Consider the following 24686-nt stretch of genomic DNA (forward strand, 5'->3'; position numbering starts at 1 on the left):
GGCGCAGGCGCGCTTGCGTAAATTTGAGACGATCTCTTCGCGAGGTCGGTTTTAAATTTATTAAACTGATTAAATTTGACTTTTGCGTTTGCGTAAATTTTACGCGGCGCTTCGGTTTGAGTAAAAATTTTAAATTTGCATGCTTGCAGGTGACGGACGTTTTTTTTGATTTGCGCAAATTTAAGCGCGCAAACAAAGTGCGCAAAAGTGCATTGAGCCGTAAAATTATCTGCGCCTAAAGCTGATTATCGCATCGTCGTTTTCTTGTTGATATTTTTCAAATAGAGCCTGATATCTTTGCGATTTCGCCGGATCATTTGAATAAATTCCCACTAAAAAATAGCACGCCTCCGCAAATCGTAACTCACACGATCGCTCAAAGTATCGCGTACCCGCTTCTTTGTCATCGTCGTCAAAATACGCGACGTAACCGAACATAAAGCAGCCCTCGCCGTTACCGAGCTTGCATGCTTTTTTATACAGTTTTCTGCCCTCTTGCGAATCTCTATCCTCGTAGCCTGCGAGTCTCGTGCAGCTTTCGCCGCCGTTAAGCTCGTAGCAGCCTTTTTTAAGCAGATCTTTGGCGCCATCTTGCGAAATTTCGCCATTTAATAGCATCAGGCTCGAAAGTACGGCGCAGGCATCGCCGTCTCCGCCGTCGCAATCTTCGCGAAATCTTACGGGGTTTTTCATTTTTAAAGTGCCGTCTTTGGTGCGAATAGAAATTTCTTTAGGATTTTTGTCTGCGGCTTCGTTTGCTTGATTGATGGGAATTCGGGTTTCATTTAAAATTTCCGTGCGAGAAGATGCTTTTATCGCTATAAAGACCGCGACTATACATACGATGATGATCGGTCGGTTCTCGCTGTATAATCCGCAGTCGGGTTTAGATTTTATACACTTTGGACGTGCATAAATTTCCAAAACTTGATAGTATTCATATCAAGTTTATTTATTCTACTCTTGACAAGATTAGCACTCCATGATATAATCTGCCAAAATTTTCAAAAAGGACCGCATAATGGCAAAGAAAAAATTTAAGACCGAAGTGAATGATCTGCTAAATTTGATGATCCATTCGCTTTATTCGAACAAGGAGATTTTCCTGCGCGAGCTCATCTCAAACGCAAGCGACGCACTGGATAAATTAAACTATCTAAGCCTTACGAACGACGATTACAAGGCGCTTTCGTATGTGCCGCGCATCGATATAAAGATCGACAAAGAGGCCAAAACGCTAAGCATCGGCGACAACGGCATCGGCATGGACGAGGCCGAGCTCGAGAGCAATCTCGGCACTATCGCACGCAGCGGCACGAAGGGCTTTATGGCGAGCCTTAGCGGCGATGCGGCGAAGGACAGCAACCTCATCGGGCAGTTCGGCGTCGGGTTTTATTCGGCGTTTATGGTTGCAGATCGTATCGAGGTAATCAGCCGCAAGCCGCTCTCGCAGGACGCCTTTAAATGGAGCAGCGATGCCAGCAACTACATGGTCGAAAAGGCGGAGAAAGAGGACTTCGGCACGACGATAATCCTGCATATGAAAGATGAGGAGTTTTTGGACGAATATAGGCTCGAAGGCATCATCAAAAAATACTCCAACCACATTCCCTATCCGATCTTTATGGATAAAGAAGAATACGTACCCGCGCAAAAAGAGGGCGAGCAGGGGCATAGCGAGGTTAAAAACGTCCAGATCAACCGCGCGAGCGCGCTTTGGCAGCTGCCAAAAAGTAGCCTAAAGCCGAGCGATTATAATGAATTTTACAAGCAGATCAGCCACGATAGCGGCGATCCGCTGTTTTACATCCACACCAAGGCCGAGGGCACGCACGAATACACGACGCTTTTTTACGTGCCGAGCAGCGAGCCCTTCGATCTATACCGCGTCGATTATCAAAGCGGCGTGAAGCTCTACGTCAAGCGCGTTTTCATCACCGACGACGCCAAAGAGCTGCTGCCTAGCTACCTGCGTTTCGTGCGCGGCATAATGGACGTCGAGGATCTGCCGCTAAACGTAAGTCGCGAAATTTTGCAAGAAAATCGAATTCTAGCCTACGTCCGCGAACAGAGCGTCAAAAAAATTCTATCCGAGCTGCAGAAGCTTTTGCAAAGCGATCGCGAAAAATACATAAAATTTTACGAATTATTCGGCAAGGTTTTGAAAGAGGGACTTTACGGCTTCGGCGCAAACAAAGAGGAAATTTTAAAGCTCTGTCTTTTCAAATCAAACCTGCGAGACGGCCTTATCACACTTGGTGAGTATAAGGAAAAAATGGGCGCGGAGCAAAAAGAGATCTATTATATCGCGGGAAATAGCGCCGCGATGCTTAAAAGCTCGCCTCTGATAGAGAAATTTAACGCCGAGGGCACGGAGGTGCTGCTTTGCGACGATGAGATCGATACGATTGTGATGCCTGGCATTTTTGAGTTTGACAAAACGCCGGTTAAAAACGCGACTTCGATCAAGCAGGAGGCTTCGGAGGGCGATGCCGCGACGCCGCAAGCCAAAGAGATCGCTGCAAAGATCAAAGAAATTTTAGGCGAACGCGTCAAGGATGTTAAAATTTCATCGCGTCTAAGCGGCTCGCTTTCCTGCCTTATTTTTGACGAGAATGATCCCGATTTTGCGACGCAGCAGCTGCTTAAGCAGATGGGAGGCCGCAATCTGCCGCCGGTAAAGCCGATTTTGGAGATCAATGCGGATCACGAGATCATCAAAAAGCTGCAGGCCGATAGGCTGATGCTGCCGCAAGTAGCCGAGATAATCTACGATCTGGCGCGCCTTAGCGAGGGGCAGGAGCTGGAAAATCCGAGCGAGTTTATTAAAAACGTAAACGAGCTGATCGCAAAGGCTCTATAGATTATCTAAATTTAGAGCTTCGATCCGCTATCTAAATTCCGCGCGGCTACATAGGCTGTATAAATCTATGTAGCCGCGTTTTAAATTTAAAGAGAAATTTCAGCGGGCAAGCTTCGCCGCGCTTTCTAAATTTTAAAATTTAAAAGCGGCGGAATTTCACTCTTTGATTTCGGTAAAAATTTTATTTGGCGGCTCGGTTTGGCGTTTTGAAAATTTTGAGGTTTTGATCGCTTTTATTCGCGAGTCGAGGTTGGGGCGCAAGCCAAAAATATTCATAAAGGCGGGCGAGCCGTTCTTTGACATAATGCCCTCGAAAAACTCCTTCGCACCGCCCGCGTGCCCGTAAGCGCACTCTAAAATTTTAAGCGCCTCGGCGTCTGCTGCGGTCTCTTGCGAGCGCGAGAACTTGCTGTTTGCCGCAACCGAGACTTATAATGAAATTTTATCGTCGGAATATCAGCGAGACCGCGAGCGCGCTGCCTATGCTTTTGGCGCAGTCACGGTGCTTGAAGTGCGATAGCTCGTGCGGCGCGGTATGTATGAGGTCGGCAACAACCCCGACGGAGGCACCGCCTACAAGCTCATCCATACCGCAGTAGTGCCTCTAGCGGTCAAGACCGGTACCGCACAGGTCGTGGGCATCTCTCAGACCGCCAAAAAGCGAATGAAAGAGGTCGATATGGACTACTTCCACCGCTCGCACGCTTGGATGACTAGCTTCGGGCCGTACGACAAGCCGCAATACGCCGTAACCGTGCTCGTAGAACACGGCGGAGGAGGCGGAAGCGCGGCAGGTCCAGTGATAATGCAAATCTACGAAAAGCTCGCCCAGATGGGCTATATCGACGCCAACGCAACGACTAGCAAAGATACTGTAAAGAAAACGAAGTAGGGCGGAATTTAAAATTATAAAATTTTAGAATTATATCCGTCCTTCGCGGACTTGGAATTTTATCTAGTCTCCATGGTTTTGAAATTTTAAAATTTATCCCACCTCCGTGAGCCTGAAATTTTAAAATTTCGTGCAGGCTAGAGGTATAGAATTTATCTTGTATTTAGGATTTAGAATTTTAAAATTTCATACAACCCATGCTTTATCTGCTCTAAATTTTAAAATTTAACGCAGCTCGGTAACGTTAAATTTCAAAATTCTACCTAGCAATGGGCTTGAATTTTTGACGTGCTAATTTAAATGCACCATAAGAATAAGGCGGTAGAATACGCCAAAATATCTTTTTATAAAAATGGGGAAATTCTATGCGAGATTACGATAAAGAGCCGATAGTGATAAAAAATGACTATTTGTTAAAAAGCGAATTAGCTATAAGAATTTTCTTTTTAATATTGGCATCAATCTTCGCTATTAGATGTATTTTTCCTATAGAAAGCCTTTTTAATAATGCCCTTAGAAAGAGCGAGCTAGCGCTTTGCATATGTGTATTTTTTGGTTCAATTTTTAAAGATTTGGCAATGGTAAGAGGTATGCTGGCAAATAACTTACAAATTAGAATTTTTAATAAAAGAATTGAATGCGATTATGTAGACTTTGCCGGTAATTGTAAAATTTTAGAATTTGGAGTTGATGAAAAAACAAAAATTACATACTCATATATGCCTAGGTTTGGCGAAAAAATTGGTAATAAGCCTAATATGAAAATATCAGAAAAAATAGCTGATACTTTAGTCTATATACCGGCTATGCTAATAAATATGTCTTTTGTTTTAATATTTCAAATTCTAAAGCTTTTTAAAATAGAAAGATATTATATATTAGACAATGGCAGCATGACCATATCGATCAGACAAAATCAAGAGATTATTGATAAATTTGGAGATGTTGCTTTCGACAAAGAGAGTTTGACTTTGAGCCTGATAAACCATAGCTCTAAAATTTTTAATACGTAAGGAAAGAGATGCAAGAATATGGCTTAAAAATTTTTAATATAGATAAGGGATTATTTGTATTGACTATGTTGATGAGTATAAGGACCCTGCAGGCTTGTTCCGAGAAGCATTTAGAGCGGATATTTCTTTTCGGTGCTTTTAAGAGAGGCGCTTGCCGATAAGCCGAATATTAAGTAGCCTTACGAGGAATATAAAATCTCAAATAGGGCAAAAATAATATATCACTATGTCGAATGCATACTTTGGTTTGTAGTAAATGCTTCTATTTGGGTGAGTGTCATAATTACGATTATAGGCTTAGTAATGTCGAAATTTTAGATTAGAGGTATAAATATGATATAATTCATTTCGAAAATATTGATACAAGATTAAAATTTCGATTTAAATTCTATTTTAATGAAAGGAGATTTCGAATGAAACTCATCAAACTAAGTTTGGCTGCGGCGGTTTGCGCATGTGCGGTATCCTCGCTAAGCGCGGCGGATAGCGTAGCCGAGGCGATCACTAACGGTAAGTTTGGCGGAACGGTAAAGACCACTTACGCCAATAAAACCGTAGATAATAGAGGCGAAGCCGCTACGGGCGACAACGACTACGAGGCATTCGGCGTGGGTCTTGAGCTCGGATATGTCACCGATCCTCTTTACGGCTTTAGAATAGGGCTTACCGGGCAAGGCTGGTTGATGCCGTATCACGTAGGCTCAAGCAATAAGACCGCCTACGATAAGGAGTGGTATACTAAAGGTGCGGTATTATCTGAATTATACCTGGGATACGGCATAGGCAATACCGATATAAAGGCGGGTAGACAATATGTCGTAACTCCGCTCGTTGCGGGCAACTATACGAGGGCGTTTAAAGAGGCTTTCGAGGGCGTAGCGATATCCAATAAAGATATCCCCGATACTACATTGTGGGGCGGATGGTTTTATAAATTCCAAGGCAGGAGCAAAACCGCTATGGGCGCTCCGGCTGGCGAAGGAAAGGCTCCTTTATTTAAAGATAGGGTGATTCTGGGTAATATGACGGGTCCGGTCGCCGTAAAATTTGAAAATATCTTCTCCGCATACGTTCAAAATAAATCCTTGCCTTATACTACTTTGACCGGCGCTTACGCAGCGGTAACGGACGTAAAACCCGCTAACGCATTAAAAGACGGCGACGTTAGCCTGTATCTTGCCGAGGTGAACGTAAAAGTGCCGGTAGGTGAGGTTTTAAAGCTAGGATTTGATCTTAACTACAAAGGCTCGCGCGTGGACGGAGGGCTGGAGCCAAGAAGGCTTGACGGCGATATGTTTGGCGCAAGAGTCTCGGTTAGTGAGTTTTTCGGATTCGGTCTATCGTATGCCTATACGACCGTTAGCGACGACGATGCCGTTATTTTGGGCGTCGGTAACGGCCCTGGATCATACACCGCTCTGCCTATTAGAGGTCCGTTTGTCTTTACAGGATATGCGGGTATGGATACGCATAAGGTCGTGCTTGATTACAACTTCGGCGCTATTGGCCTAGATGGCTTCAAAACCGCACTACACTACGTAAAAGGTGATCAAGACAGAGTAGGCGGCACGAATAATATCAATGCTAGTGGGGCTGCGGGTCAAAGGATCGGCACCAGCATGGACGTAGAGGGCTGGGCGGTAACGGCAAACTACGCTCCTAAGGCCATTAAGGGGCTAAGCTTGGGCGTAACCTACACTGCGCTTGAAAGAAGCGACCACTACGCTAGCGGCGTAAATAGAAAGTTCGACGAGAACGAGATATGGTTGCAGGCTGCGTATAAATTTGATCTAAGCGGCAACTAAAGCTTTAAAGAGTGGAGTATTTCCGCTCTTTCTCATCCGTATTATTTTGCCTCGTATATGACGCAAAAAGAGCGTTAAACCCGAAAAATTTATTCTTTCCCATCATGCATTATCAAGCGGGCTCGCGCTTGATAAATGTTTCATCCTAGCTCCTTAAATTTAAACATGCTCTTAAATTTTAAATGAAACGGAGGTAAAATTTATCTCTAAAATTTCGCCGCAGAGCTTGACGTACCGAAATTTAAATAAAGCTTGGGCGTTGAAATTTTGACGAGGATTTTGTTCTGCGCGCTTTATAGGAATTTTAAATTTATAAAAATTTTAAAAATTTCCTTACAATTACAAGAAATATACCTTTCTAGCGTTTTAAATCTTTTGATACGAAAGTTACTTGAATATTTTCTTTCGGGACAAATTTATTTAAACTTGCACCGCCCCTATACTCTTCTAATGCGTCTTTTAAAATTTTAACTATCTCATCCCTTGATATACCATAAGTATGGGTTTTTATAGACTTTAATTCATATAAGATTTTAAAAGGGTTGTCCGTAATTTTTGTGCTAGTATTTTTATTGTTTATATCTCTTAAATCAAGCTCAATATCTTGATCATCATAGTGTAAAACCCAGATCCGTTCTCCGCTCCATCCGTCTCTATGATCTGGCAAATGTAAATTAACGACAGATATTAGCCAAACGTCTCTTTGCCTATCAATCACCCAGTAGAGTTGATCAATTAAATAATCCGAGTATTCTTCTTCATTATACTTGCGGCAGCATGTATTTATAATGTTTATAATATCATATTTCTCCAAGTCCTCTTTTGAAATATATTCCGCTACAAACGCCATCGCTTCCTCCTAAAATTTTAATTCGATTATACTCTCGATAATTTATGCTAGCCTTATGCTCTCATGAATGTATCGTGAGTATGAAATTTTTTAAGTTCGCACTATAGCAAGGCTCATATAGATGCAAATTGTAAGGGTTTTTGTGGATACTTTTCGTTTACGAGCTGGCGAGTAAGAGGCACATAAACTTAAGTTGCGAGCGGTTGGTTTAATATAGTCTGATAGATGAAATTTTAAATCGAGAATTCGGGTAAATTTTAAATCTAAAAACCGATAAATTTAATAAACACTTCACAAAAATTTCGTCAAAATTTCAAAAATCCCGTCAAGGTCTCAGCTAAACCTCGGCGGAATTTTAAAATTTAGAAATTCTAGGATTTCAAGCGGCGTTATTTCTTCGCGCTAGAAGCGTCCATAAAGGCCTGCTCTTCGGCGCTCGGTTTGTATTCGTCGCCGAAAAATTCCTTCTTTGCCTTGATCTTTTCCTGCATCATCTTCTTTTCGTAAATTTTATACGTCGGTCGCCAGTACTCCAGGTAGTTGCGAAGCCCGATGCCATGCCCTGCGCTTACGTGGCAGCTCGCGCATTTAAGCTCCTTATCTGTTCCCAAGAGCTTTTTATAGTGCGCGTGCATGCGCTGCGCCTGCTCGGAGGTGATCTTGCTGTCGATCACGGTGGCGTGGCAGCTTGTGCAGCCGTTGTCAAACACATAGTGCTCACGGTTTTCGCGCCTTTTATTCCAGTCGTATTTTTCAGGCTCGTCAAAGAAGTGCGAGTAGCCCTCTAACACGCCGTTTTTGGCCTTTTGATAGACGTATTTTACGATATTGTCGTGCGGCAGGTGGCAGTCGACGCATTTGGCTTTGACGCCCGTTTTGCCCTTGCCCGAGTGGACGTCGTCTTGATAGGCGATCACCATCGGATCCATCTCGTGGCAGACGTCGCAAAATTTATCGGTGCTTGTTTTCTCAAGCGCGTAATGCACCGGCACGACGACGAAAAACCCTATAATACCGCTTATTAAGATGATAAGCGCTAGTAATTTTTTAGAAATTCTCATGGTGTCACCCCCATCCATTGCGGCACTTCGTGCTCGTGGCATTCGGTACACATATTCGTAGATGCCTTGTGCTCGTTGTGGCATTCGTCGCAGTATAGCGTAGGACCGTCGTGGACGGAGTTATGCGGATTAGCCTTGAGCGCATCCATAAATTTAAGCCTCAAAGCAAGCTGCTTTTTGTCGCCGTGACAGCTGATACAGCCCTTGTCGCCGATGCTTTTAAATTTAGACGGATCGCTTCCTTGATTTACGTGGCAATCGACGCAGTCGAACGACAAATGCTCGTGATGAGGTTTGATTTTGTATTTTGCCCGAAGCTCATCTGAAACGACTATGTTCGTGGCGTTGGCGTCATTAGCGCTCGGCGCGCCGAACAAAGTCGCGATGATACAGCACAAAATTAATGCCGTAAAACTGAAATTTTTCATTTGCAACCTTTTAGAAAACTGCCTTGCGGGTCCGCTTTCGCTAACCCGGCAAGGCTTAAGAGAGCCTACGCTCCGACTAAATTAGGCGATCTGCTCGCCCGCGATCATTCCGAAAACTATGCAGTCTGTGATCGCTACGGTGCCTAAGCGGCTCGCGCCGTGAGTTCCGCCGGTGATCTCGCCTGCAGCCCAAAGGCCTGGGATCGGCTTATTGGTTTTAGATGATAAGACCTCGGCTTTGGTGTTGATCTTTAGACCGCCCATCGTGTGGTGAGGCTTCGGCGAGAGGCGGATGACGTAGAAAGGTCCTACTTCGTTGATCTCGCTAAGCGCGCTTTCTTGCTTGCCGAACTCATCTTTTTTAGCTTTAACGCCTTCGTTGTATTTTTTGACGCTCTCTTTTAAGGCATCTGCAGGTACGCCGTATTTTTTGGCGATATCGTCGAGCGTAGCGCATTCGCCTACTAGCTTGCCGCTTGCCATGCCCTTGGAAATAACCTCTTCACTTAGGTCTTTAAACGCCATTTTGGTATCGGCGAAGGTTATCGGATAGGCTTTCGGATCCTCGCGTAAAATTTTAAACTCCGCGTCCGCGCGGGTCTTGCGGTCTGCAAGCTCGTTCATAAAGCGCTTGCCGTTGCGAACGTCCACGGCGATACCGTATTTAAAGGTACCTTGCTGAGTTAGGATAGGAGCGGTACCGAAGCCCTTCTCATCTGGGCTCGCCCACGGACCGAACTGGATCCAATCGACCTGCACCGGATACGCGCCGATCTCAAAGGCTTTTAGTAGCACGCCCGCGGTAGCTCCCGCGTGATTTGTGCTATCGACGTCATCAGGGATGCGCGGGTCTTGAAGCTTGCGGAAAATTTTATCTCGGCAAAATCCGCCCGCTGCGAGCACTACGCCCTTGTTTGCCTTTAGCGTTTTTTTCGTGCCGCTCGTGTTTTCAAGATCGTCGCTATAAAGATTCGGATCAAATTTATACTCCTCGCGGATTACGACACCCGCTACGCGATCACCGTCCATTACGAAATCGTCAAATTTCGCGCGGCGGCGAAGCTCGCAGCCCTTATCTTTTAGCGCTTCAAATTTTTCAAGCATCGGCTGGATGTAGCCAGAGCCGCTATCGTTTGTAGTTAACATCGAGCGCGCGACGCTGTGTCCGCCGAAGTGCGCGCAGTGATCCATTTTAAACTGCACGCCGCTATCGACGAGGAATTTAAACGCGTCCAAGCCGCGGTCTGCTAGCGTGCTTAAAAGCTCAGGGTGGTTGATGCCAAGGCCCGCCTTTAGGCAGTCGTTCATAAATAGCTCTTTGCTGTCTTTAACGCCCGTTTTTTCCTGCACCGGGTTCATCGGTACGCTCATACCGCCGCCGTTGATGACGGAGTTTCCGCCGATACGACCCATCTTTTCTAGAATCAAGACTTTGTTGCCTTTCTCGGCTGCTTTTAAGCCCGCCGCAAGCCCCGCAAAGCCGCTACCGATGATGATTACATCCCACTCCTCGTCAAATTTGACGTCCTTTGCGTCCACAGCACTTGCTTGTGCATTTACCGCGCTAAGTGCGAGTGCACCGGCTCCTACCATACCCATTTTCAGTATGTCGCGTCTCTGCATATTTTCCCCTTTACTTAGAGATTTTTTAATCTTAAAGATTAATGTCGTAATTTTATATTAAATCTTTATGTAAGTCAAATGTTATTTAGTATATAATTTAATAGCTAAAGGCTATAAAATTTCAACCGAAGGGGCAAAAAATGAGCCTGCGACATATGGAATTTGCGGTAAAAATTTCGGAGCTTAAAAGCTTTACAAAAGCGGCGAACGAACTTGGAATAGCGCAGCCGTCGCTTTCAAAGAGCATTATGCTTTTAGAAAAGGAGCTCGGGATCGAAATTTTCGATAGAAAAAACGGCCTTGAGCTTACATACGCGGGCGAAATTTACATCGCCAGAGCGAAAAATATGCTTAGGCTCAATAAGGAGCTAAATAACGAAATCCGCGGGCTTTCGTCGATCAAGACGGGCAAGCTCGTAATCGGCGCAACCTCGACCAGCTTTAAATTTATCGAAAAGATCATCGCGATGTTTTACAGTAGGTTTTCCAAAGCCGACATCAGGGTCGTGCACGCTCACTCCGAACCCGCGCTCATCGAGATGCTAAAAAGCGGCGAGCTTGATATCGTCTATGCCGCGCACTTCGGCAAGCTTTCTGCGGAGGGGCTTGAGTGTGAGTTTATAAAAAAGCGCAGGCTGCTTCTAAGCGTCTGCTCCTCTCATCCGGCCGTTTCGCGAGCGAGTATAAATTCTACCGAGAAATACCCTAAAATCGCACTTAGCGAGTTCAAATCCGATAAATTTGCAATCAGCAGTAAAATTTTAAAAAGCGAATCGAACTTTAAAAAGATCTTTGAAAACGCGGGCTTTACGCCTCAAATTTTCTGCGACACCTCCTATCTGTACGTGGCTAACGCGATGGTCGCGGCGGGGCTTTGCGTGAGTTTCAGCTTCGCGCGGTATATTTTTGAGACGCAAAAGGACTACATCACGCTCTTTGACGTCGCGGATGAGTCGCTTTTGGACGTGTCGTTTTCGGTCGTGTATAAAAAACCCTCCAAGCTCGCAAAGGAATTTATAAAGATGATAAAAGCGGGCAAAAGCAGCGAGTAGGGCGCGCGGGTTCAAATTTAATAGCTTAATAGCGCGCCGCGAGGCGCTGCAGCCAAAAGGCTTTTAAAATTTCATCTTGCAATCTTGCTCTTTAAATTTAAGTTCTCAACCTACTCGGTCAAAATTTTATCTAAAATTTTATTTCGCGCTAGTCGGTTAAATTTTATCTTGCGCCACGCCAGGCTAAATTTTATCTCGCGGCGAGTTAGATTAAATTTCATCCGCTGCGGCTGCGTAAATTTACGGCGCGCTCTTTTATAAATTTTATCTGCAAGCGGGCAAAGAGCGCCTATTTAGTTTCTTCCGACCCTGGCTCCCTTGATTAGTTTTTCTTGCTCGCCGCCAAAACTTGCGCCAAGATCGCCGCTAGCGCGATATTTAGGCTGACGCAGAGCCCAAACAGCGCCACGGCTTTAGTGGAGCTAAAAGCGAGCGTAAAAAAAGAGATTATGCTGGTTAAAGACGCGAGCGTGATGCCAAAAATTTTATCGCTAAGCGCCATTTTATCATTGTTTGCAAAGATCATATAGTCTATCCCCACGGCTCCTGATAGGATCAGTGCAAAGATCGCAAAAATATTCACGCTCACGCCGAATGCGCTAAGTAGGGCAAGCACGGCTAAATTTGTCGCAAAAACGCAGATGACGATCAGCCACGCCGTCCGCGCGCCGAAAAACGCCCACAGCAGTGCGAGCGCGAGCGCGTATGCGGCGCATTTTAGATACAAGGCGTTGATTTTGATCTGCGAAAACGCCTCGCTTATGGCGCTTCGCATGTTTAGATGCAGCGCGCCCATCTGCGCGGCAAGCTCGCTTACGGCTGCTTTATCGCGCACGCCGCGCAAAAAAGCGATGTGCGGATCGATGCTCGGCATCGCGGCAAAAAGAACGGAGCTTCTCGCCTGCTCGTAGCTTAAAATAGGCGCATCTGCGATCTTAGCAAAGTTTGCGTCCACGAGCTCGCGGCTAAGCCCGAGACGCAAAAACGCGCTTCTATCGTAGTTTGCAAAGGCCTGCTTGATAAAGCTCTGCGTAGCGGGATCCAAAATCGGCGCGCCGGTGTATGAGTCCGCAAGACCGCGCGCCACGACCTCTTTGGCTACCGCGCTTGCATCGTTGCCCACGATCAGATCGAAGCTGGAGCCTCCGATGCTTGCGAGCTTTGCGCTCATCGCGATCAGGTTTTTATCCAGGCTCGCGTATTCGCTGACATCGTCCTTAAGCTCCATTTTAAAATACAAAAACGCAAGCAGTGCCGCGCAAACGATGGCGAGCGCTTTTAGGCTTAGGTTTATCTTGCAAAGAGCCTTCGCGTAGAGTTCAAGAGCTTTTGCAAAGAGCGGGGCGGGGCAAAATTCCGCTCCTTCAAGAAGCAGCGGCAGGGCGAAGTAGCTAAAGCAAAATGCCCCCGCAAGCGCGACTATGGCAAAGATCGCGATCTCTTTGAGCAGAAAAAACGGGCTGAATAAAAATACGAAGTAGCCTCCCGCGGTGATGAAAAACCCTAGAAGCAGGATGTTTCGCATGCTTTTTATCGAGCGAGCTTCGATACGGCGCGAGATGTTTGCGCCGAGCCAGTGCACCGCGTAATCCAGCATCAGCCCGATTAGGCTCGTCGAAACCACGGCGCTTAGGATGTGGATCGAGCCGCGGATCGCCATCGTAGCCGCTACGCCGCAGGCAAGCCCGAAAAATGCGGGCAGCAGCAAACAGAAGATCCGTGCGCGCGAAAATGCCGCCAGCAGCAGCGCCGCGCACAGGCTAAGCGATACGGCGCCCGCGACGGAGCTTTCACGCACGCCCGCACTTTTGCCCAAAGCGCTAAAAAGGGCGGTGCCGGAGATTAAAATTTCGCTTTTTTGCGCCTCGCGCACAAGAGCGCTAAGCGCGTCGTCGTTTGCTTTCAGAGTGAGTCTAGCCGTAGCGAGGTAGTGCGGCGCGCCGTCAATGATCGTAATAAAGCGGTTTTGTGCAGGATCGAGTCTGATCGCGCCGTGAGTGCCGAGGCGCGAGTGAAGGCTGAGCGAGAAAAAATCCTGCGAGAGGCTAAGCGGGCGAAATTTTGAGTAAAGCTCACGCGCGCTACGCTCAAAAAAGGCCTGCGGATCGCTTTTTAAAAGCTCCACGCTCGCATCATCGAGCATCGCGGGCGCAAAGCGCGCAAGCTCGCTCTGATACACGCTCGCGTCTTTGACCTCGTAAATTATGCTCTCAAAAAGCCCGCTTTTTTGCATATACGCAATGAATGCGTCAAAGCTCGCTTTCTCCGCGCTTGCGACGATGATTTGTCGCGCGATCTCGCGGTTGAAATCCTCGACGCTCTGTTTCTGCTCGCCCGAAATTTCGATGCCGCTTAGCTCGTAAAAATCGGAATTTACGCGGTTTAAATTTAACGCTATATAGGCGCAAAGCGCGATAAAAACCGCGCCGAATACCGTTAGGATCGCGCTCTTACTCATCTAAGCTCACGACGCCCGAAAATACGTTTTCGCTCACGTCGCCGTTAGCGCTGCTGATCCGCAGCACCCTGACGTAGGCGCCGCCCTCGATCACGATATTTTTAAAGATATTTTGCAGCATCCCCTTAGGGCTTAGTTCGGCGCGCCACGCATCTTTGCTGCCGCTTAGCGCGATCGAGAAATTTTTGCTAAGTCGCGCTATGTCCAGGCGCGAGATCGCCAAAAAGGTGTCCTTATCAAAAAGCGAGTCCGCGCTTTTGACCCACGCTTCGCCGCTACGCTCAAAAACGCCGTCCGCGCCGATTTTTAGCTCGCTTCGCACCGGCTCTAGCGTCGTCCAAAACAGCTCGCCGCCTTTGATTTTAAACTCGCCGCTGCTTCGCACGGGCTCGGCAAAGCCCTCGATACTGAGCGTTTCGCTAAATTTGCCGCCGATATTGTCGGTCTTAAGTGCCAGATCGCTCACTTCAAGCGCGCCCGCAAGCCCTAAAATCGCTAAAAATAAAGCTAAAATTTTCATCGTAGTCCTTTAAATTTTATGCTCGCTAAAATTTCACTGCTCGCTATCACTAGACAAAATTTCATTCGCCGCGGCGTTTTTATGGCGGTTTTGCTCGGGCACAGCTTTGCTTGCCGATGAAATTTTATCTGCCGCTGGAATTTTATCTGCCGCTGGAATTTTATCCGCCGCTGGAATTTTATCCGCGGGATTTTTCTTTGCTAAAATTTTATCCGCGCATGCCCTTAACTGAGGCGGTATCTCATACAGCGTCCTTTTGGAATCAAGCTCTACTGCGGCTTGCGACGTAGTAGCTTTGGCTAATAGCGCGCCTGATAGGCTTTTGATGCGGTAGGAAAATTTTATAATCGTGTCGCACTCGAGCAGCTCGATGCTCACCGTAACCTCGTCGTCAAAAAGTATCGGCGCGATAAATTTAAACTCCATTTTGATAATGGGATATATAAATCCATCATCTCTCATCTGCATATATGTGTAGCCCGCGTCGCGCCAAAACTCGCATCTAGCGTCCTCGCAGAGCTTTACGTAGTTGCCGTGCCACATCACGCCCATCGGATCGGCGTCGTAAAATCTGGCGCGAAATTTATACTCTCTCATTTTTCTCTCCGCTATGAAATTTTTCGTCTTGCGAGGCGGATTTTGCAGCGCTCAAATTTGAATTATCTAAATTTAGCGCGGTATCCGAGTCCGCCGTAATTTTTAAATTTGACGCAGCATTCGAACTTGCCGTGTCATTTAAATCCGCTGCGCCATTTAAATTTGACGCAGCGTTTGAACCCGTCTCGCCGAAATTTTGCGCGCCGTCGCGCTCCACATCGTTCGCGTCTTTTCCTTGTGCCCAAAAATCAAAGAAATTATACCATTGAGAAGGAAATTCTTTGACATAAAGCTCGAGCTGGTGTACGTAGCATTTAAGCGGCGGCGCGACCGATCGCGCCTTATCGCGGCTTTTTAGCGGCGCAGGTAGCGGCTGCAGCCGCAGCTCGTGGCCGCTGCGCCCCTCGTAGCACCATAGGCTAAATAGCGGCGCGTCCAAAATTTTGGCGAGCAGATAGCCGCCGATCGGGAAGTTCGCGCTGCGCCCTAAAAAATCCTCGCTTTGAAATTTATCCGAGCCCACCGGCATGCGATCGCCCATTACCGCGATGTGCTCGCCGTTTTGCAGCAGTTCTTTGATTTGCAGCATCTCGCCGATACCAAGCTCGCCGACATATAGAATTTTCACGCCGCCGCCCATTTTTTCGATAAATTTCATAAAATTTTCGCTGTGTTTGCGAAAGATCAGCACGTTGATTTTTATCCCCGCCGTGCTTGCCGAAAGGGCGCGCGCGATCTCGGTGTTGCCGAAGTGCGAAGTGATTAAAATTCTGCCCGTTCCGTCGCTCAAAAGCTCCTTCATACCGCTTTGCACGCGAATTTGATCCAGCGCGATCTTGGCGTTCCAAACCGCGATTTTTTCGCACAGGCTGAGGGAAAATTTATAAAAATTCGCGTAAATTTCGCGGGCCTTGGGCTCGCGATCAAGCGCGCGCCGCAAAAACTCCCTGATCGCGCGCCGTTCGTTTTTAAGCAGTGCAAAATAGATCGCCGAGATGCAAAGTGCGGTGCCTCGCATGCAAAAATCAGGCGTGTGAAGCGTGATGAAGCGGGCTAAATTTAAAAGCGCTGCGCTCGCCTTTTCGTTGTTTTCGCTCCAGTGTTTAGCCATCGCGCCCGTCCTTTGCGGCGGCATGTTGCGACGAGGCATTTACGAGCGAACTTTGCGCTGCGGCTTTGTCGCCGCATTTTTCGGTACCAGCTTTTTCGTTTGCGCCGCCGTCCATCTCCTCTTTCGCACCTTTGCAACTATCGCGCCGCGCGCCGCTGCAAAGGTTTTGCCCCGCTATCCCTTGCAAAATTTCGTCTGCGCTCTGCTCATCCCGCAAGCCGCACTTTTTAAATTTATCGCAAGCGCGCTTTAGCGCCCTTTTTGCAAGCCAAAGCGGAAGTCCGCAAAATAGCCTAGCGTGCATCAGCGAAATTCCGAAATTATCTCGAAACGGCGCGAAGTGGCTCACCCCGCCCGCTTCGTAGCGCACCGCCAGATCGAGCCATTTTATCTCTAGCCCCGCCCGCACGGCTAGGATTAAAATTTCGGCATCAAAGCCCATCCTGCGGCTTTTAGTGTGGGGAAGAAGCGGCACGATCCCCTTTAGCGGGTAAATTCTAAAGCCGCACATCGCATCTTTTATGCGGTGCGAGAGGGTATTTATCGCGCACCAAAAATTCATTATCTTGCGTCCATGCAGGCGGGATTTGGGTGCGCTTTCGTCATACGCGGGCGCGGCGCAGATCAGCGCGGCGGGCTGTCGCGCCGCAAGCGCCAAAAACTCCTCGCATCTGCTCACGTCGTGCTGAAAGTCCGCATCGATCTGAAATGCGTGCGTAAATCCAAGCTCCTTTGCCCACGCCAGCCCGTCGCACACGGCAGCGCCTTTGCCGCCGTTTTGCGCGCGGGCGTAAATTTGAGCCGCAAGCCCATTTAGCGCGCCTTTGCTCGCTTCGTCGCTGCCGTCGTCCACGATCAGCACGGGCGCGATGGGTGCCAGGGCGTGCACGAGCTCGGCGATGCGCGCGGGGTGGTTGAAGTAGGGCAGTAAAAACGCGGGCTTAAAGGCAGATTCTTCCACTGGCGCAGACCTTGTCGTTTGAAATTTCAAAGCGGAGTTTGCCGCTTGCCTCGGTGATTTTGATCGAAATTTCATCGCCCGGGCGGATGAAATTTTTAAATTTTAAATTTTCTATCTTTTGCGTGCCGTCCAGCTCGTAACCGAGGGCTTTCGCGCAGATCAATACGAAGCGAAGCTGCATAAACGCGGGCACTAGCGGAAATCGCGCAAAGTGTCCGTCGAAATAAAAGTCGCTTGCACGCACCTTTGCGCGAAACTCATTCTCTGCGTTACGCTTGAAAACCGGCACCTCGTAGCGCTGCAGGGCACTTAAAAACTCCTTTTTGCTTAGCTTGCCCTGCTCGTTAAAAGGCAGCTTACTCGCGATTTTGAAGTAGCGCAAAATCGCGCCGAATTCGGGCCTCAAAAAGGCCTTCAGCTCGTCCGTGACGCCCTTTTTACCGCCTGTGCGAAATGCCTGCTCGCCACGCTTGCTAAGCTTGATAAGAGCTACGGCGCGGTTGCGCTGCGAGTGCAGATCAATCCTGCATTCGCCGATAAATTCATGCGAGCGAAGCTTGGCTTCGAGCAGATCGAGGCTCACGCGGTTTTCGTTGATTTTGACGGTACGGTCGCCGCGCCCTAAAAGCGTGATCTCGTCTGCGCGCACATAGCCGAAATCGCGGCTTTCGAAGCGCTCGCACCAAGGCGAGCTGATCGTAAACTCGCCCGTTTGCGAAAAATTGTCGGCGGGCTGCTTTGCCCTAAATTTATCGCAAAGCTCGCTCTCTTGCGTAAATTTATCGTCGTGTTTTGTTGCGATGATCGGTGCGGGGCTGTTTTTCTGGCCGGCTGCGGTTTCATCATTAGGGCCTGCATTAAATTTAGACGCCTGCTCGCCCGAACGGCTTGTGTCTTGCCCGTCCGCATTTTGCTCGCCCGCACAGCGCGTTTTAGGCTCTGCCATAGAATTTTCGCCGCAAGAGCTTGCCGTAAGATCGGTAGGATCGAAAGGCTTGTTCTCGCGTTTTGCCGCGCCGCTATCAATATCCGTGCGGACCTGCACGCTTACGGGAGCAAATTTCTTAAGTCCCGCGCCCTCGTTGCAAGCGATCACGCCAGTTTCGCTGGAGCCGTAAATATCGATGATGCGGGCATTGCTAAGCGCGCGCAACCCATCTCGGATCGCAGGACTTAGCGGCGCACCTGCGCTAAAAATGGTGCCCAAAGGCGCTATATTTGCGGCGTCTGCGTACTCGCACAGCGCGCCGAGCACCGTGGGCGAGCTGATCAGCACGGCGCCCGCAAGATCGGCTGCGAGGATGATTTCAGGGTAGTTTAGACCGCCTTTTTGCGTGTGCGAGCCGCAAAGCAGCGGCACGAAGATGCTAAATGTGAGCCCGAACATATTTTGGTGTGAGACGCCCGATAAAAATCGATCGCTTGCGCGAAGACCGAATCTTTCTACCAAAAATTCCGCCTCTAAAACCATATCGCGCAGGCTTTTTTCGATATTTTTCGCCTCGCCCGTAGAGCCCGAAGTTTTAATATAAAATTTTTGTTCCGCGCGCAGTAGGTGCAAAGAGATAGCCTCTTGCTCGCAGGGCGCGTGATTTTGCGGCGCGTTTTTAGATGAAATTTTAAGCGGAGATTTTCCCGTGCCCGGAGGCGAAATTTTTTCTAAATCATGCGGGCTGCGTTCATTTGGGCTTTGTGCTGCGGCGAGATTTGGAATTTTCACGTCGCCGCCGAGATGAAATTCGCCGCTAAATTTGGGCTCTCGTAGCAATACGGGCGCAAAGCCCGCAATCAGCGCGCCGAAAAAAAACGCAATGAACTCCGCCGCGTCCTCGCCGTAAATTTCGATCATCGACGCGTTTTTTTGCTCTTGCGTCTGCGCTAGTTGCAGGATACGCGCGGTATCTGCGCCGCCGATAGAATTTTCCGCGCCTTTTAAATTTACGCTTGCCGCGCTGCTTTGGAGTTTGTCCGCGCCTTTTAAGTTTACCGCTTCGCTCCGCTTGCATCCTGTTTTTGCCAAATCGCGCGCAAGAGCCGCCGCAGCAAGGATTTCGCGCTCGTAAGGCTTCAAAGAATTAATCAAATTTTTTAACATAAAATTTCCTAAAAATCATCTCGCCGCCGATCAGCGCGCCGATGAGGACGTATGAGATCGCGCCGCAATAAACGCTCCAATAAATTTTATCTCGCGGTAGCAGCAGCGCCGCGCTAAGCACGCCGTTTAGCACGAAAAATCCGAGCCAAACCTCGGTTAGCTTGCGCGTGTAGACGCGGCCGTGCTCGTTGAGACCTGGCTGCTTCAAAAGCGCCAGGCGCGTGATCGCGGGCGTCGATCTTAGGCTGAACGCAAAAAGCGCCGCGAGCGAGAAATTTATTATGAGCGGATACAGATACGCGAGCGCTCCGCCGCCAAATATGGCGCACAGCGCAAAAAATGCCGCGCACGCGCCCTTAATAGCGCGATCTTTACTTTCAAAAACAGCTCGCGCTCCCCATAGCGCGCTCATCGCCGCGAGCAAGCAGACCCGCGCGCCGCCGTGCAAAAAATAGAGGCCGAAAGGGTAGAACACGCTTAAAATTATGGTAGCTGTTTTTAAAAATATCGTTCGTCGCAATCTCTGTAATCCTTAAATTTAGCCGCAAGGGCTTGGTTTTTTTACCGCGGCAGCTTTAGCTTCGTCACAGCGGTTTTTAGCTTTACCGCGGCTGGCTAGGCTTTTGCTGCTGCGATTTTGGTTTTGCCGTGGCGGTTTTTGGTTTTGCTGCTAGTAGCGCAATCGGCGCGATTTATGCCGCGCCGAGATACTTTAATTTAACCTCGGCGTCACGGTTTTGTGCGCCATGCTTTTAAAATTTTAATTCGGCCGCGCCTGCCGCCTTCAAATTCTAGCCGCATCTTAAAATTTAGCTGCGCTTTAATTTAGCTCGCGGCACTGCGCCCGCGATCAGATCCGCTAAATTAAATTCAGCCGAAATTTTAAAATTTTGAAATTTTATGAAAACGACGGTCGCAAAAGAAACAACATCTTTTAAAATTTCAAAATTTCATTCAAGCTCGCGGATAAAAATTTTAGCTCGTAAAGCGCTTTACATACTAGCCTAAAAGCGGCAGACAAGCGGGCTTTAAGCCGCGCCGCTAAGCGCTAAGCCCGTAAAAGCCGTTCACCGCACACCTTTGATAATATGTGCCGCACGTTATCAAACCGCCGCGCGCCGTCAAACAAACGACGCCGTATGTTTATCCGCTCGCCCGCTGCCCCGTGCCGCCGCAAAGTAAACTACCAAACCGCAACACCCGCGATCTTGCCGCGACGCACGGCAAAATTTAACTCTCGCCGCCCGTAGTCTCCACGCTCGCGCCCTGATCGAGCTTCGCTGCTACGGCATCCACGATGTCGCCAAGGGTTTGGATGTTTTTAAAATCATCGGGCATCAGCTTATAGCCCGTGTTTTTCTTGACGTAATCGACCAGATCGATCGCGTCGATGCTGTCGATCTGCAGATCCTCGTAAATTTTAGCCTCAGGCACGACCTTGCTCTCGTCGATCTCGAAAAGCTCCACAAGCGCCTTTTTTAAAATTTCAAAAATTTCATCTTTACTCATTTTTACTCCTATTTTCGGCGATGTATTGCGCCAAAGACGCGACGGATGAGAAAATTTGCTTTAAATTTTGGGTTTTTGAGTTAAGCACGATGCCGTATTTTTTCTGCACCAAAAGCCCTAGCTCCAGCGCATCGACCGAATCGAGCCCGAGCCCGTCGCCAAAAAGCGGTTCATCGTCATTTATGTCGCCGGGCGCTACGTCTTCGAGATTCAGCCCCGAAATGATCAGCTCCTTAAGTTCCAAAATTTCTTCGTTCACAGATTCTCCTTTTCATATAGATTTGATATTTTTTCGTAGAGTTTGCGCACTCGGATCGGGTTTGGGCGATCCGGCTCAAAGCCCGTTAGATCCAGCGCGCACAGCTCGTAGAGGCTGTACTTCATCCGAACCTCGGGCGTATCGTACCATACTTGTCCTTTTTTTAGGCTTTTAGGATCCATTTTTATCGCGACGCAATTCATATTTTTTGCGAAATTTATCGCGATGTAAAATGCCGCTTTGTGCATGGCGATGCGATCCGCGGTGCGCGTGCCCTCGGGGAAGATGATTAGGCTTTCTCCTTGCGCAAGGGCGCTGCGGCACGCATCTATCATCGCTTCCGAGCCGGTGTTTGGGATGTAGCCCGCGGCTGCGATGGCGGCGGAGAGGAAGGGATTTTTGCACAGACTTTCCTTGACTACGCAATTTGCGCGCCGCACGTGAGCTAAAAAGATCACCACGTCAAGCAAGCTAGGGTGGTTTGCGATGATGAGAGTACCGCTAGGCGGGAGTTTGCAGCGCCAGCTCACGCCGATGCTGCCGTAAAGTCGCGCTAGCAGCAAAAATATGCGCCACGAGATCATTATGAAATCGCGCACGAAATTTCGCACGACCTCTATGCGGTTTAGCCGCAGCAGCGCTACGGGGAGGAATAGTAGGTTGCCCATCATACACAGCGCGCCGAAGCTTGCGAAGCACAGCGCGATGCCGATCTGTTTAAGCTTGCGCCTTAGCGGATCTGTCTGCTTCATCGCGCGGCGCCTCTTTCGGCGGGGATTTTATGCCTCTCGATGAGGATTTTACAGCTTTCGGCGATGATTTTGTGGTTCTCGGCGGGGATTTGATGGCTCGTCATGCGCGCGATCTCGATAAAATTTCTACGGCTTGCCGCTCGCTGCATCGTAGCGAAATTTTTGCGGTTTTCTGCGCGCGATATTTCGGCTTGCGGCGTGTGCCGAAGTAATAGAGCTTTTATGGTCTGAGCGGAGGCGACCTCGGTGCCGTGTATGTGTCGAAGCAATAGAATTTCTGCGGCGCGCGGTAAACTGCGATTTTGTAGAATTCTCGCCGTTTGCCGTGCGCATTGCCTCGGTGAAATTTCCTCAGCTTGCCGCACGCTTCGTCGTGCGTGCCATTGCGATGGAATTTTTATCTTTTGCCGCGCGTATCGTTGCAGTAGAATTTCGGCGGTTTGCCACGCGCGCCATTGCGACGGAATTTTTGCGAAGCGCCATATACGCTGTTTTGGCGCTATTGTATGACGCATCGTCTGATTAAATTTATAGCTCGCGGCGCCGCAAAATTTAAAATTCATCGCAACGCCTTGTCGTGTACATCCTGTGTGAACGGCTACTCTATTCATCGCGCGGCTAAATTTAAACTCGCAGCCCAAGCTTTGCTCTGCTAAATTTATGAAATTTGCAGCTCGCTGCGCGTACCGTTTCGGCTCGCCGCATCTGTCTTTATAGCGGAATTTTACGGTGTCTTCCAGGCACTGCTGCGGTAAAATTTTTATAGCCCGCAGCTCGCACCGTTTAGGCGGATTTTTTTGAGTTCGTTGCGTATGCCTCGGCGGCGTATTTTCGCAGCGCGCCTCATTGCAACGCGATTTGGCGGCGCACAGCACGCGCCCTTTCGGCGTGTTTTTAAGATGCGCCGTTTGGGAGAGCTCGTGTTTGATAGTGCGGCTAAATTTAAAACCTTCATTATATCTGCGTTTGGCGGAGCGGCTAAATTTAAAGCTCGTCGTTCGCGCCTTTGCGGCTCCGCGTGGTCTGGGATTTTGATCAAATTTGCTCATCCCGCCGCGCTTGCTCATGCGATGAAATTTTACTATTTTAGCGCTCACGATCTTGCCTTAAAAAAGCTGCGATTTTGGCGGGATCTTTGACGTGCCAAAGATAGTCCAAAACCCCGTCGCTGCTGTGCCATTCGCGCTTGCCGGAGAGGATTTTAGCCAAAAATTCCACCGCGGTATCTAGCGGGATCTCGCCGCCCTCTTTAAAGCTTCGTAAAATTTCATTCTCGGCTCGCGGTTTTGGATTTTGTGTCTCTATGCTCTGTGTCGTCGCGTCCGCAATGTGCGGCGAAATTTCGATCTGCACGTCATCTCCGCGCTGAAGCACCAGAAGTAGGGCGCAGGCGAAGTCGCAGCGCTTCAGATAGTCGTTGTTTGCCTCCTCAAAATAGCAGAGCAGGGCGATTTTATCGTTATCCGACTTGCATTCGCCGTCCTCGCCTGCTTCGTTCGCGTCCTGCGCGGAGCCGAACTCCCCCGCGCTTTCTTTCAGCCTTGCAGCGGCGATTATTGCGCCGTTTTCGAGCGCGCACGCTGCTGAGATCGTCGAAATTTCGGCATGGTTTTGCGTAAAAATCGCATTTTGCGCCGCGATCGCGTTGAGTACGCTGACGCAGAAGCTCGAAGGCGAGACGCTTTCGTCCATCGAGCCGAGCAGGCTAAAACAGCGGTTGATCTCGCCCAGGCGCGAGCAAAAAACGAGCGGCATCCCTTCGCGCTGCGTCGCGGAGCTTTGCATCGCATGATCGCAGGTTTCCGAGCGTTCGTTCGTTTTGAAATTTTGCCTTGTCGAATTTAAAGAATTTTCATTTGTGAAATCTTGCTGCGCCGACGGGTTTTGTGCGGCGGCACGGCTTTTGCTTGCATCTAAATTTTGAGGTGCGAGATTTAAGGAGCTTTCCTCAGCTAAACTTTCCGGCGTATTTTGCGAAATTTCGCCTAAAAGCGAGATGCAAAGTTTTGCCCCGAGCCCCAAGCGGCGGCGCTGTAACGGCGGAATGTGCTCAAGAGCCGGCTGCTTCTTCTTCAAAGGCTCTAAGGTTAAAATTTCCTCTTTTAAGCGAGCGTGGGTAGAAATTTCTGAATTTTCTCCGGAGTTTTTTTGTAAAACCCCATTTTCGCACGCTGCAAAATTTGAGGGATTTATAGAATTCTGCTTGAAGCCTGGAATATTTGTAAAATCTTGCGTAGAATTTAACGCGAAATCATACGTAAAATTTTGATTTGCATCGCAAGCGAGATCGGAATCTCCGCCTAAGTTTACTTCGGAAATTCCGCTCGAGCAAGCGGCGAAATTTTTATAAAGCTCCGCCGGCTCGCCCGAAATTATCGCGCTTGCGTACGCTACGCCGAAGCTTAGTTTATTTTGCAATATAGCCTCTTAGCGTGACGCCGTTCATTATCGAGCCTACGCCGCATTCAAACTCTTTGTCGCTCACGAAAACGTTTTTATAATAGTAGCTCGTGATGTTGACGACCTTGTTGCCGCCCTCTTTTTTGGCGCGGTCTTGAAAGCTAAGCAGTGCCGATAAAAACGCGCGGTTGCATGCGGCTTGATCGGTCTTGTTGACGCTATTTGTTTTTTTGTTCGAGCTTAGCTGCTGCGTGATCTTTCTGCCTGCGGATTTGTTGCCGAAGTAGAATTTTATGTTCGGATCAAGCTTGGCTTTGGCGTCGGGCTCTGCGAGTGCCGCGGCGATCGGGAAGCGCACGATATCGTTCTTGGCATAAGCCGCATTAGCGACGAAAAGCGCCGCAACTGCGAAAAATAGAAATTTTTTCATTTTCTCT

The 24686-nt window shown here is 48.5% G+C and carries 22 protein-coding genes and 1 pseudogene; 5 read left to right on the top strand and 18 right to left on the bottom strand.

Annotated elements, in window-relative coordinates; translation table 11 throughout:
• Window positions 1-225 precede the first annotated feature (225 nt).
• A complete protein-coding gene (locus tag Q0224_RS10570; RefSeq protein ID WP_297951172.1) occupies window positions 226-924 on the bottom strand; it encodes a hypothetical protein in 699 nt (232 codons plus the stop codon).
• A gap of 97 nt (window positions 925-1021) precedes the next feature.
• On the opposite strand from Q0224_RS10570, the gene htpG reads away from it, so the two are divergent.
• From htpG to Q0224_RS10590, 4 genes and pseudogenes are all read left to right on the top strand, one after another.
• A complete protein-coding gene (htpG, locus tag Q0224_RS10575; RefSeq protein ID WP_297951174.1) occupies window positions 1022-2863 on the top strand; it encodes a molecular chaperone HtpG in 1842 nt (613 codons plus the stop codon).
• A gap of 523 nt (window positions 2864-3386) precedes the next feature.
• A pseudogene (locus Q0224_RS10580) lies at window positions 3387-3755 on the top strand (penicillin-binding transpeptidase domain-containing protein); the annotation flags it as partial.
• A gap of 392 nt (window positions 3756-4147) precedes the next feature.
• A complete protein-coding gene (locus Q0224_RS10585) occupies window positions 4148-4768 on the top strand; it encodes a hypothetical protein (protein ID WP_297951176.1) in 621 nt (206 codons plus the stop codon).
• A gap of 413 nt (window positions 4769-5181) precedes the next feature.
• On the top strand, window positions 5182-6573 hold the full coding sequence (locus Q0224_RS10590) for an OprD family outer membrane porin (protein WP_297951178.1): 1392 nt from the start codon (window positions 5182-5184) through the stop codon (window positions 6571-6573).
• Between the two features lie 358 nt (window positions 6574-6931).
• Here the strand turns inward: Q0224_RS10590 and Q0224_RS10595 are convergent, their stop codons facing one another.
• From Q0224_RS10595 to Q0224_RS10610, 4 genes are all read right to left on the bottom strand, one after another.
• Window positions 6932-7423, bottom strand: a complete 492-nt coding sequence (locus tag Q0224_RS10595; RefSeq protein WP_297951180.1) for a hypothetical protein — start codon at window positions 7421-7423, stop codon at window positions 6932-6934.
• Window positions 7424-7812: 389 nt separating this feature from the next.
• Window positions 7813-8484, bottom strand: a complete 672-nt coding sequence (locus Q0224_RS10600; RefSeq protein ID WP_297942341.1) for a NapC/NirT family cytochrome c — start codon at window positions 8482-8484, stop codon at window positions 7813-7815.
• Window positions 8481-8912, bottom strand: coding sequence for a cytochrome c3 family protein (locus Q0224_RS10605; protein ID WP_297951182.1), 432 nt, complete (start codon window positions 8910-8912; stop codon window positions 8481-8483). Before Q0224_RS10605 ends, Q0224_RS10600 begins: the two co-directional genes overlap by 4 nt.
• Window positions 8913-8993: 81 nt before the next feature.
• On the bottom strand, window positions 8994-10535 hold the full coding sequence (locus Q0224_RS10610; RefSeq protein ID WP_297951183.1) for a flavocytochrome c: 1542 nt from the start codon (window positions 10533-10535) through the stop codon (window positions 8994-8996).
• 140 nt (window positions 10536-10675) lie between these two features.
• Between Q0224_RS10610 and Q0224_RS10615 the strand changes: the two genes are divergently transcribed.
• The gene (locus Q0224_RS10615; RefSeq protein WP_297951184.1) at window positions 10676-11587 is read left to right on the top strand and encodes a LysR family transcriptional regulator; all 912 of its coding nucleotides are present in this window, start codon (window positions 10676-10678) and stop codon (window positions 11585-11587) included.
• A 322-nt stretch (window positions 11588-11909) separates the two neighbouring features.
• On the opposite strand, the gene Q0224_RS10620 is transcribed toward Q0224_RS10615, so the two are convergent.
• From Q0224_RS10620 to Q0224_RS10680, 13 genes are all read right to left on the bottom strand, one after another.
• On the bottom strand, window positions 11910-14045 hold the full coding sequence (locus Q0224_RS10620) for a hypothetical protein (RefSeq protein WP_297951185.1): 2136 nt from the start codon (window positions 14043-14045) through the stop codon (window positions 11910-11912).
• Window positions 14038-14565: an outer membrane lipoprotein carrier protein LolA gene (locus Q0224_RS10625; protein ID WP_297951186.1), complete on the bottom strand. Its 528-nt coding sequence runs from the start codon at window positions 14563-14565 to the stop codon at window positions 14038-14040. Before Q0224_RS10625 ends, Q0224_RS10620 begins: the two co-directional genes overlap by 8 nt.
• A 33-nt stretch (window positions 14566-14598) precedes the next feature.
• Window positions 14599-15162 (bottom strand): thioesterase family protein, encoded by a 564-nt coding sequence (locus Q0224_RS10630; protein ID WP_297951187.1) that lies wholly within the window; start codon window positions 15160-15162, stop codon window positions 14599-14601.
• The gene (locus Q0224_RS10635) at window positions 15149-16273 is read right to left on the bottom strand and encodes a hypothetical protein (protein WP_297951188.1); all 1125 of its coding nucleotides are present in this window, start codon (window positions 16271-16273) and stop codon (window positions 15149-15151) included. Before Q0224_RS10635 ends, Q0224_RS10630 begins: the two co-directional genes overlap by 14 nt.
• Complete coding sequence (locus tag Q0224_RS10640; RefSeq protein WP_297951189.1) at window positions 16266-17234, bottom strand: glycosyltransferase family 2 protein; 969 nt, start codon at window positions 17232-17234, stop codon at window positions 16266-16268. The genes Q0224_RS10635 and Q0224_RS10640 overlap by 8 nt, the downstream gene beginning before the upstream one ends.
• The gene (locus Q0224_RS10645; protein ID WP_297951190.1) at window positions 17215-19329 is read right to left on the bottom strand and encodes an AMP-binding protein; all 2115 of its coding nucleotides are present in this window, start codon (window positions 19327-19329) and stop codon (window positions 17215-17217) included. Before Q0224_RS10645 ends, Q0224_RS10640 begins: the two co-directional genes overlap by 20 nt.
• Entirely contained in the window at window positions 19310-19849 is a 540-nt protein-coding gene (locus Q0224_RS10650) for a DNA gyrase subunit B (protein ID WP_297951191.1), read from the bottom strand. The genes Q0224_RS10645 and Q0224_RS10650 overlap by 20 nt, the downstream gene beginning before the upstream one ends.
• Before the next feature lie 710 nt (window positions 19850-20559).
• A complete protein-coding gene (locus tag Q0224_RS10655; RefSeq protein WP_295152246.1) occupies window positions 20560-20838 on the bottom strand; it encodes an acyl carrier protein in 279 nt (92 codons plus the stop codon).
• Window positions 20831-21097, bottom strand: coding sequence for a phosphopantetheine-binding protein (locus Q0224_RS10660; RefSeq protein ID WP_177388711.1), 267 nt, complete (start codon window positions 21095-21097; stop codon window positions 20831-20833). Before Q0224_RS10660 ends, Q0224_RS10655 begins: the two co-directional genes overlap by 8 nt.
• Complete coding sequence (locus Q0224_RS10665) at window positions 21094-21849, bottom strand: 1-acyl-sn-glycerol-3-phosphate acyltransferase (protein ID WP_297951192.1); 756 nt, start codon at window positions 21847-21849, stop codon at window positions 21094-21096. The genes Q0224_RS10660 and Q0224_RS10665 overlap by 4 nt, the downstream gene beginning before the upstream one ends.
• Window positions 21846-22946: a hypothetical protein gene (locus Q0224_RS10670; protein WP_297951193.1), complete on the bottom strand. Its 1101-nt coding sequence runs from the start codon at window positions 22944-22946 to the stop codon at window positions 21846-21848. Before Q0224_RS10670 ends, Q0224_RS10665 begins: the two co-directional genes overlap by 4 nt.
• Window positions 22936-24267, bottom strand: a complete 1332-nt coding sequence (locus tag Q0224_RS10675; RefSeq protein WP_297951194.1) for a beta-ketoacyl synthase chain length factor — start codon at window positions 24265-24267, stop codon at window positions 22936-22938. The genes Q0224_RS10670 and Q0224_RS10675 overlap by 11 nt, the downstream gene beginning before the upstream one ends.
• Window positions 24257-24679 (bottom strand): excinuclease ABC subunit A, encoded by a 423-nt coding sequence (locus tag Q0224_RS10680; RefSeq protein ID WP_297951195.1) that lies wholly within the window; start codon window positions 24677-24679, stop codon window positions 24257-24259. Before Q0224_RS10680 ends, Q0224_RS10675 begins: the two co-directional genes overlap by 11 nt.
• Window positions 24680-24686: the final 7 nt, after the last annotated feature.

The organism is uncultured Campylobacter sp. (genome assembly GCF_938002845.1).
Taxonomy (GTDB): domain Bacteria; phylum Campylobacterota; class Campylobacteria; order Campylobacterales; family Campylobacteraceae; genus Campylobacter_B.

Coding starts and splice junctions, on each gene's coding strand:
- htpG (WP_297951174.1), top strand. CDS start 1,022: ATGGCAAAGAAAAAATTTAAGACCGAAGTGAATGATCTGCTAAATTTG.
- Q0224_RS10590 (WP_297951178.1), top strand. CDS start 5,182: ATGAAACTCATCAAACTAAGTTTGGCTGCGGCGGTTTGCGCATGTGCG.
- Q0224_RS10595 (WP_297951180.1), bottom strand. CDS start 7,423: ATGGCGTTTGTAGCGGAATATATTTCAAAAGAGGACTTGGAGAAATAT.
- Q0224_RS10600 (WP_297942341.1), bottom strand. CDS start 8,484: ATGAGAATTTCTAAAAAATTACTAGCGCTTATCATCTTAATAAGCGGT.
- Q0224_RS10605 (WP_297951182.1), bottom strand. CDS start 8,912: ATGAAAAATTTCAGTTTTACGGCATTAATTTTGTGCTGTATCATCGCG.
- Q0224_RS10610 (WP_297951183.1), bottom strand. CDS start 10,535: ATGCAGAGACGCGACATACTGAAAATGGGTATGGTAGGAGCCGGTGCA.
- Q0224_RS10615 (WP_297951184.1), top strand. CDS start 10,676: ATGAGCCTGCGACATATGGAATTTGCGGTAAAAATTTCGGAGCTTAAA.
- Q0224_RS10620 (WP_297951185.1), bottom strand. CDS start 14,045: ATGAGTAAGAGCGCGATCCTAACGGTATTCGGCGCGGTTTTTATCGCG.
- Q0224_RS10625 (WP_297951186.1), bottom strand. CDS start 14,565: ATGAAAATTTTAGCTTTATTTTTAGCGATTTTAGGGCTTGCGGGCGCG.
- Q0224_RS10630 (WP_297951187.1), bottom strand. CDS start 15,162: ATGAGAGAGTATAAATTTCGCGCCAGATTTTACGACGCCGATCCGATG.
- Q0224_RS10635 (WP_297951188.1), bottom strand. CDS start 16,273: ATGGCTAAACACTGGAGCGAAAACAACGAAAAGGCGAGCGCAGCGCTT.
- Q0224_RS10645 (WP_297951190.1), bottom strand. CDS start 19,329: ATGTTAAAAAATTTGATTAATTCTTTGAAGCCTTACGAGCGCGAAATC.
- Q0224_RS10655 (WP_295152246.1), bottom strand. CDS start 20,838: ATGAGTAAAGATGAAATTTTTGAAATTTTAAAAAAGGCGCTTGTGGAG.
- Q0224_RS10665 (WP_297951192.1), bottom strand. CDS start 21,849: ATGAAGCAGACAGATCCGCTAAGGCGCAAGCTTAAACAGATCGGCATC.
- Q0224_RS10680 (WP_297951195.1), bottom strand. CDS start 24,679: ATGAAAAAATTTCTATTTTTCGCAGTTGCGGCGCTTTTCGTCGCTAAT.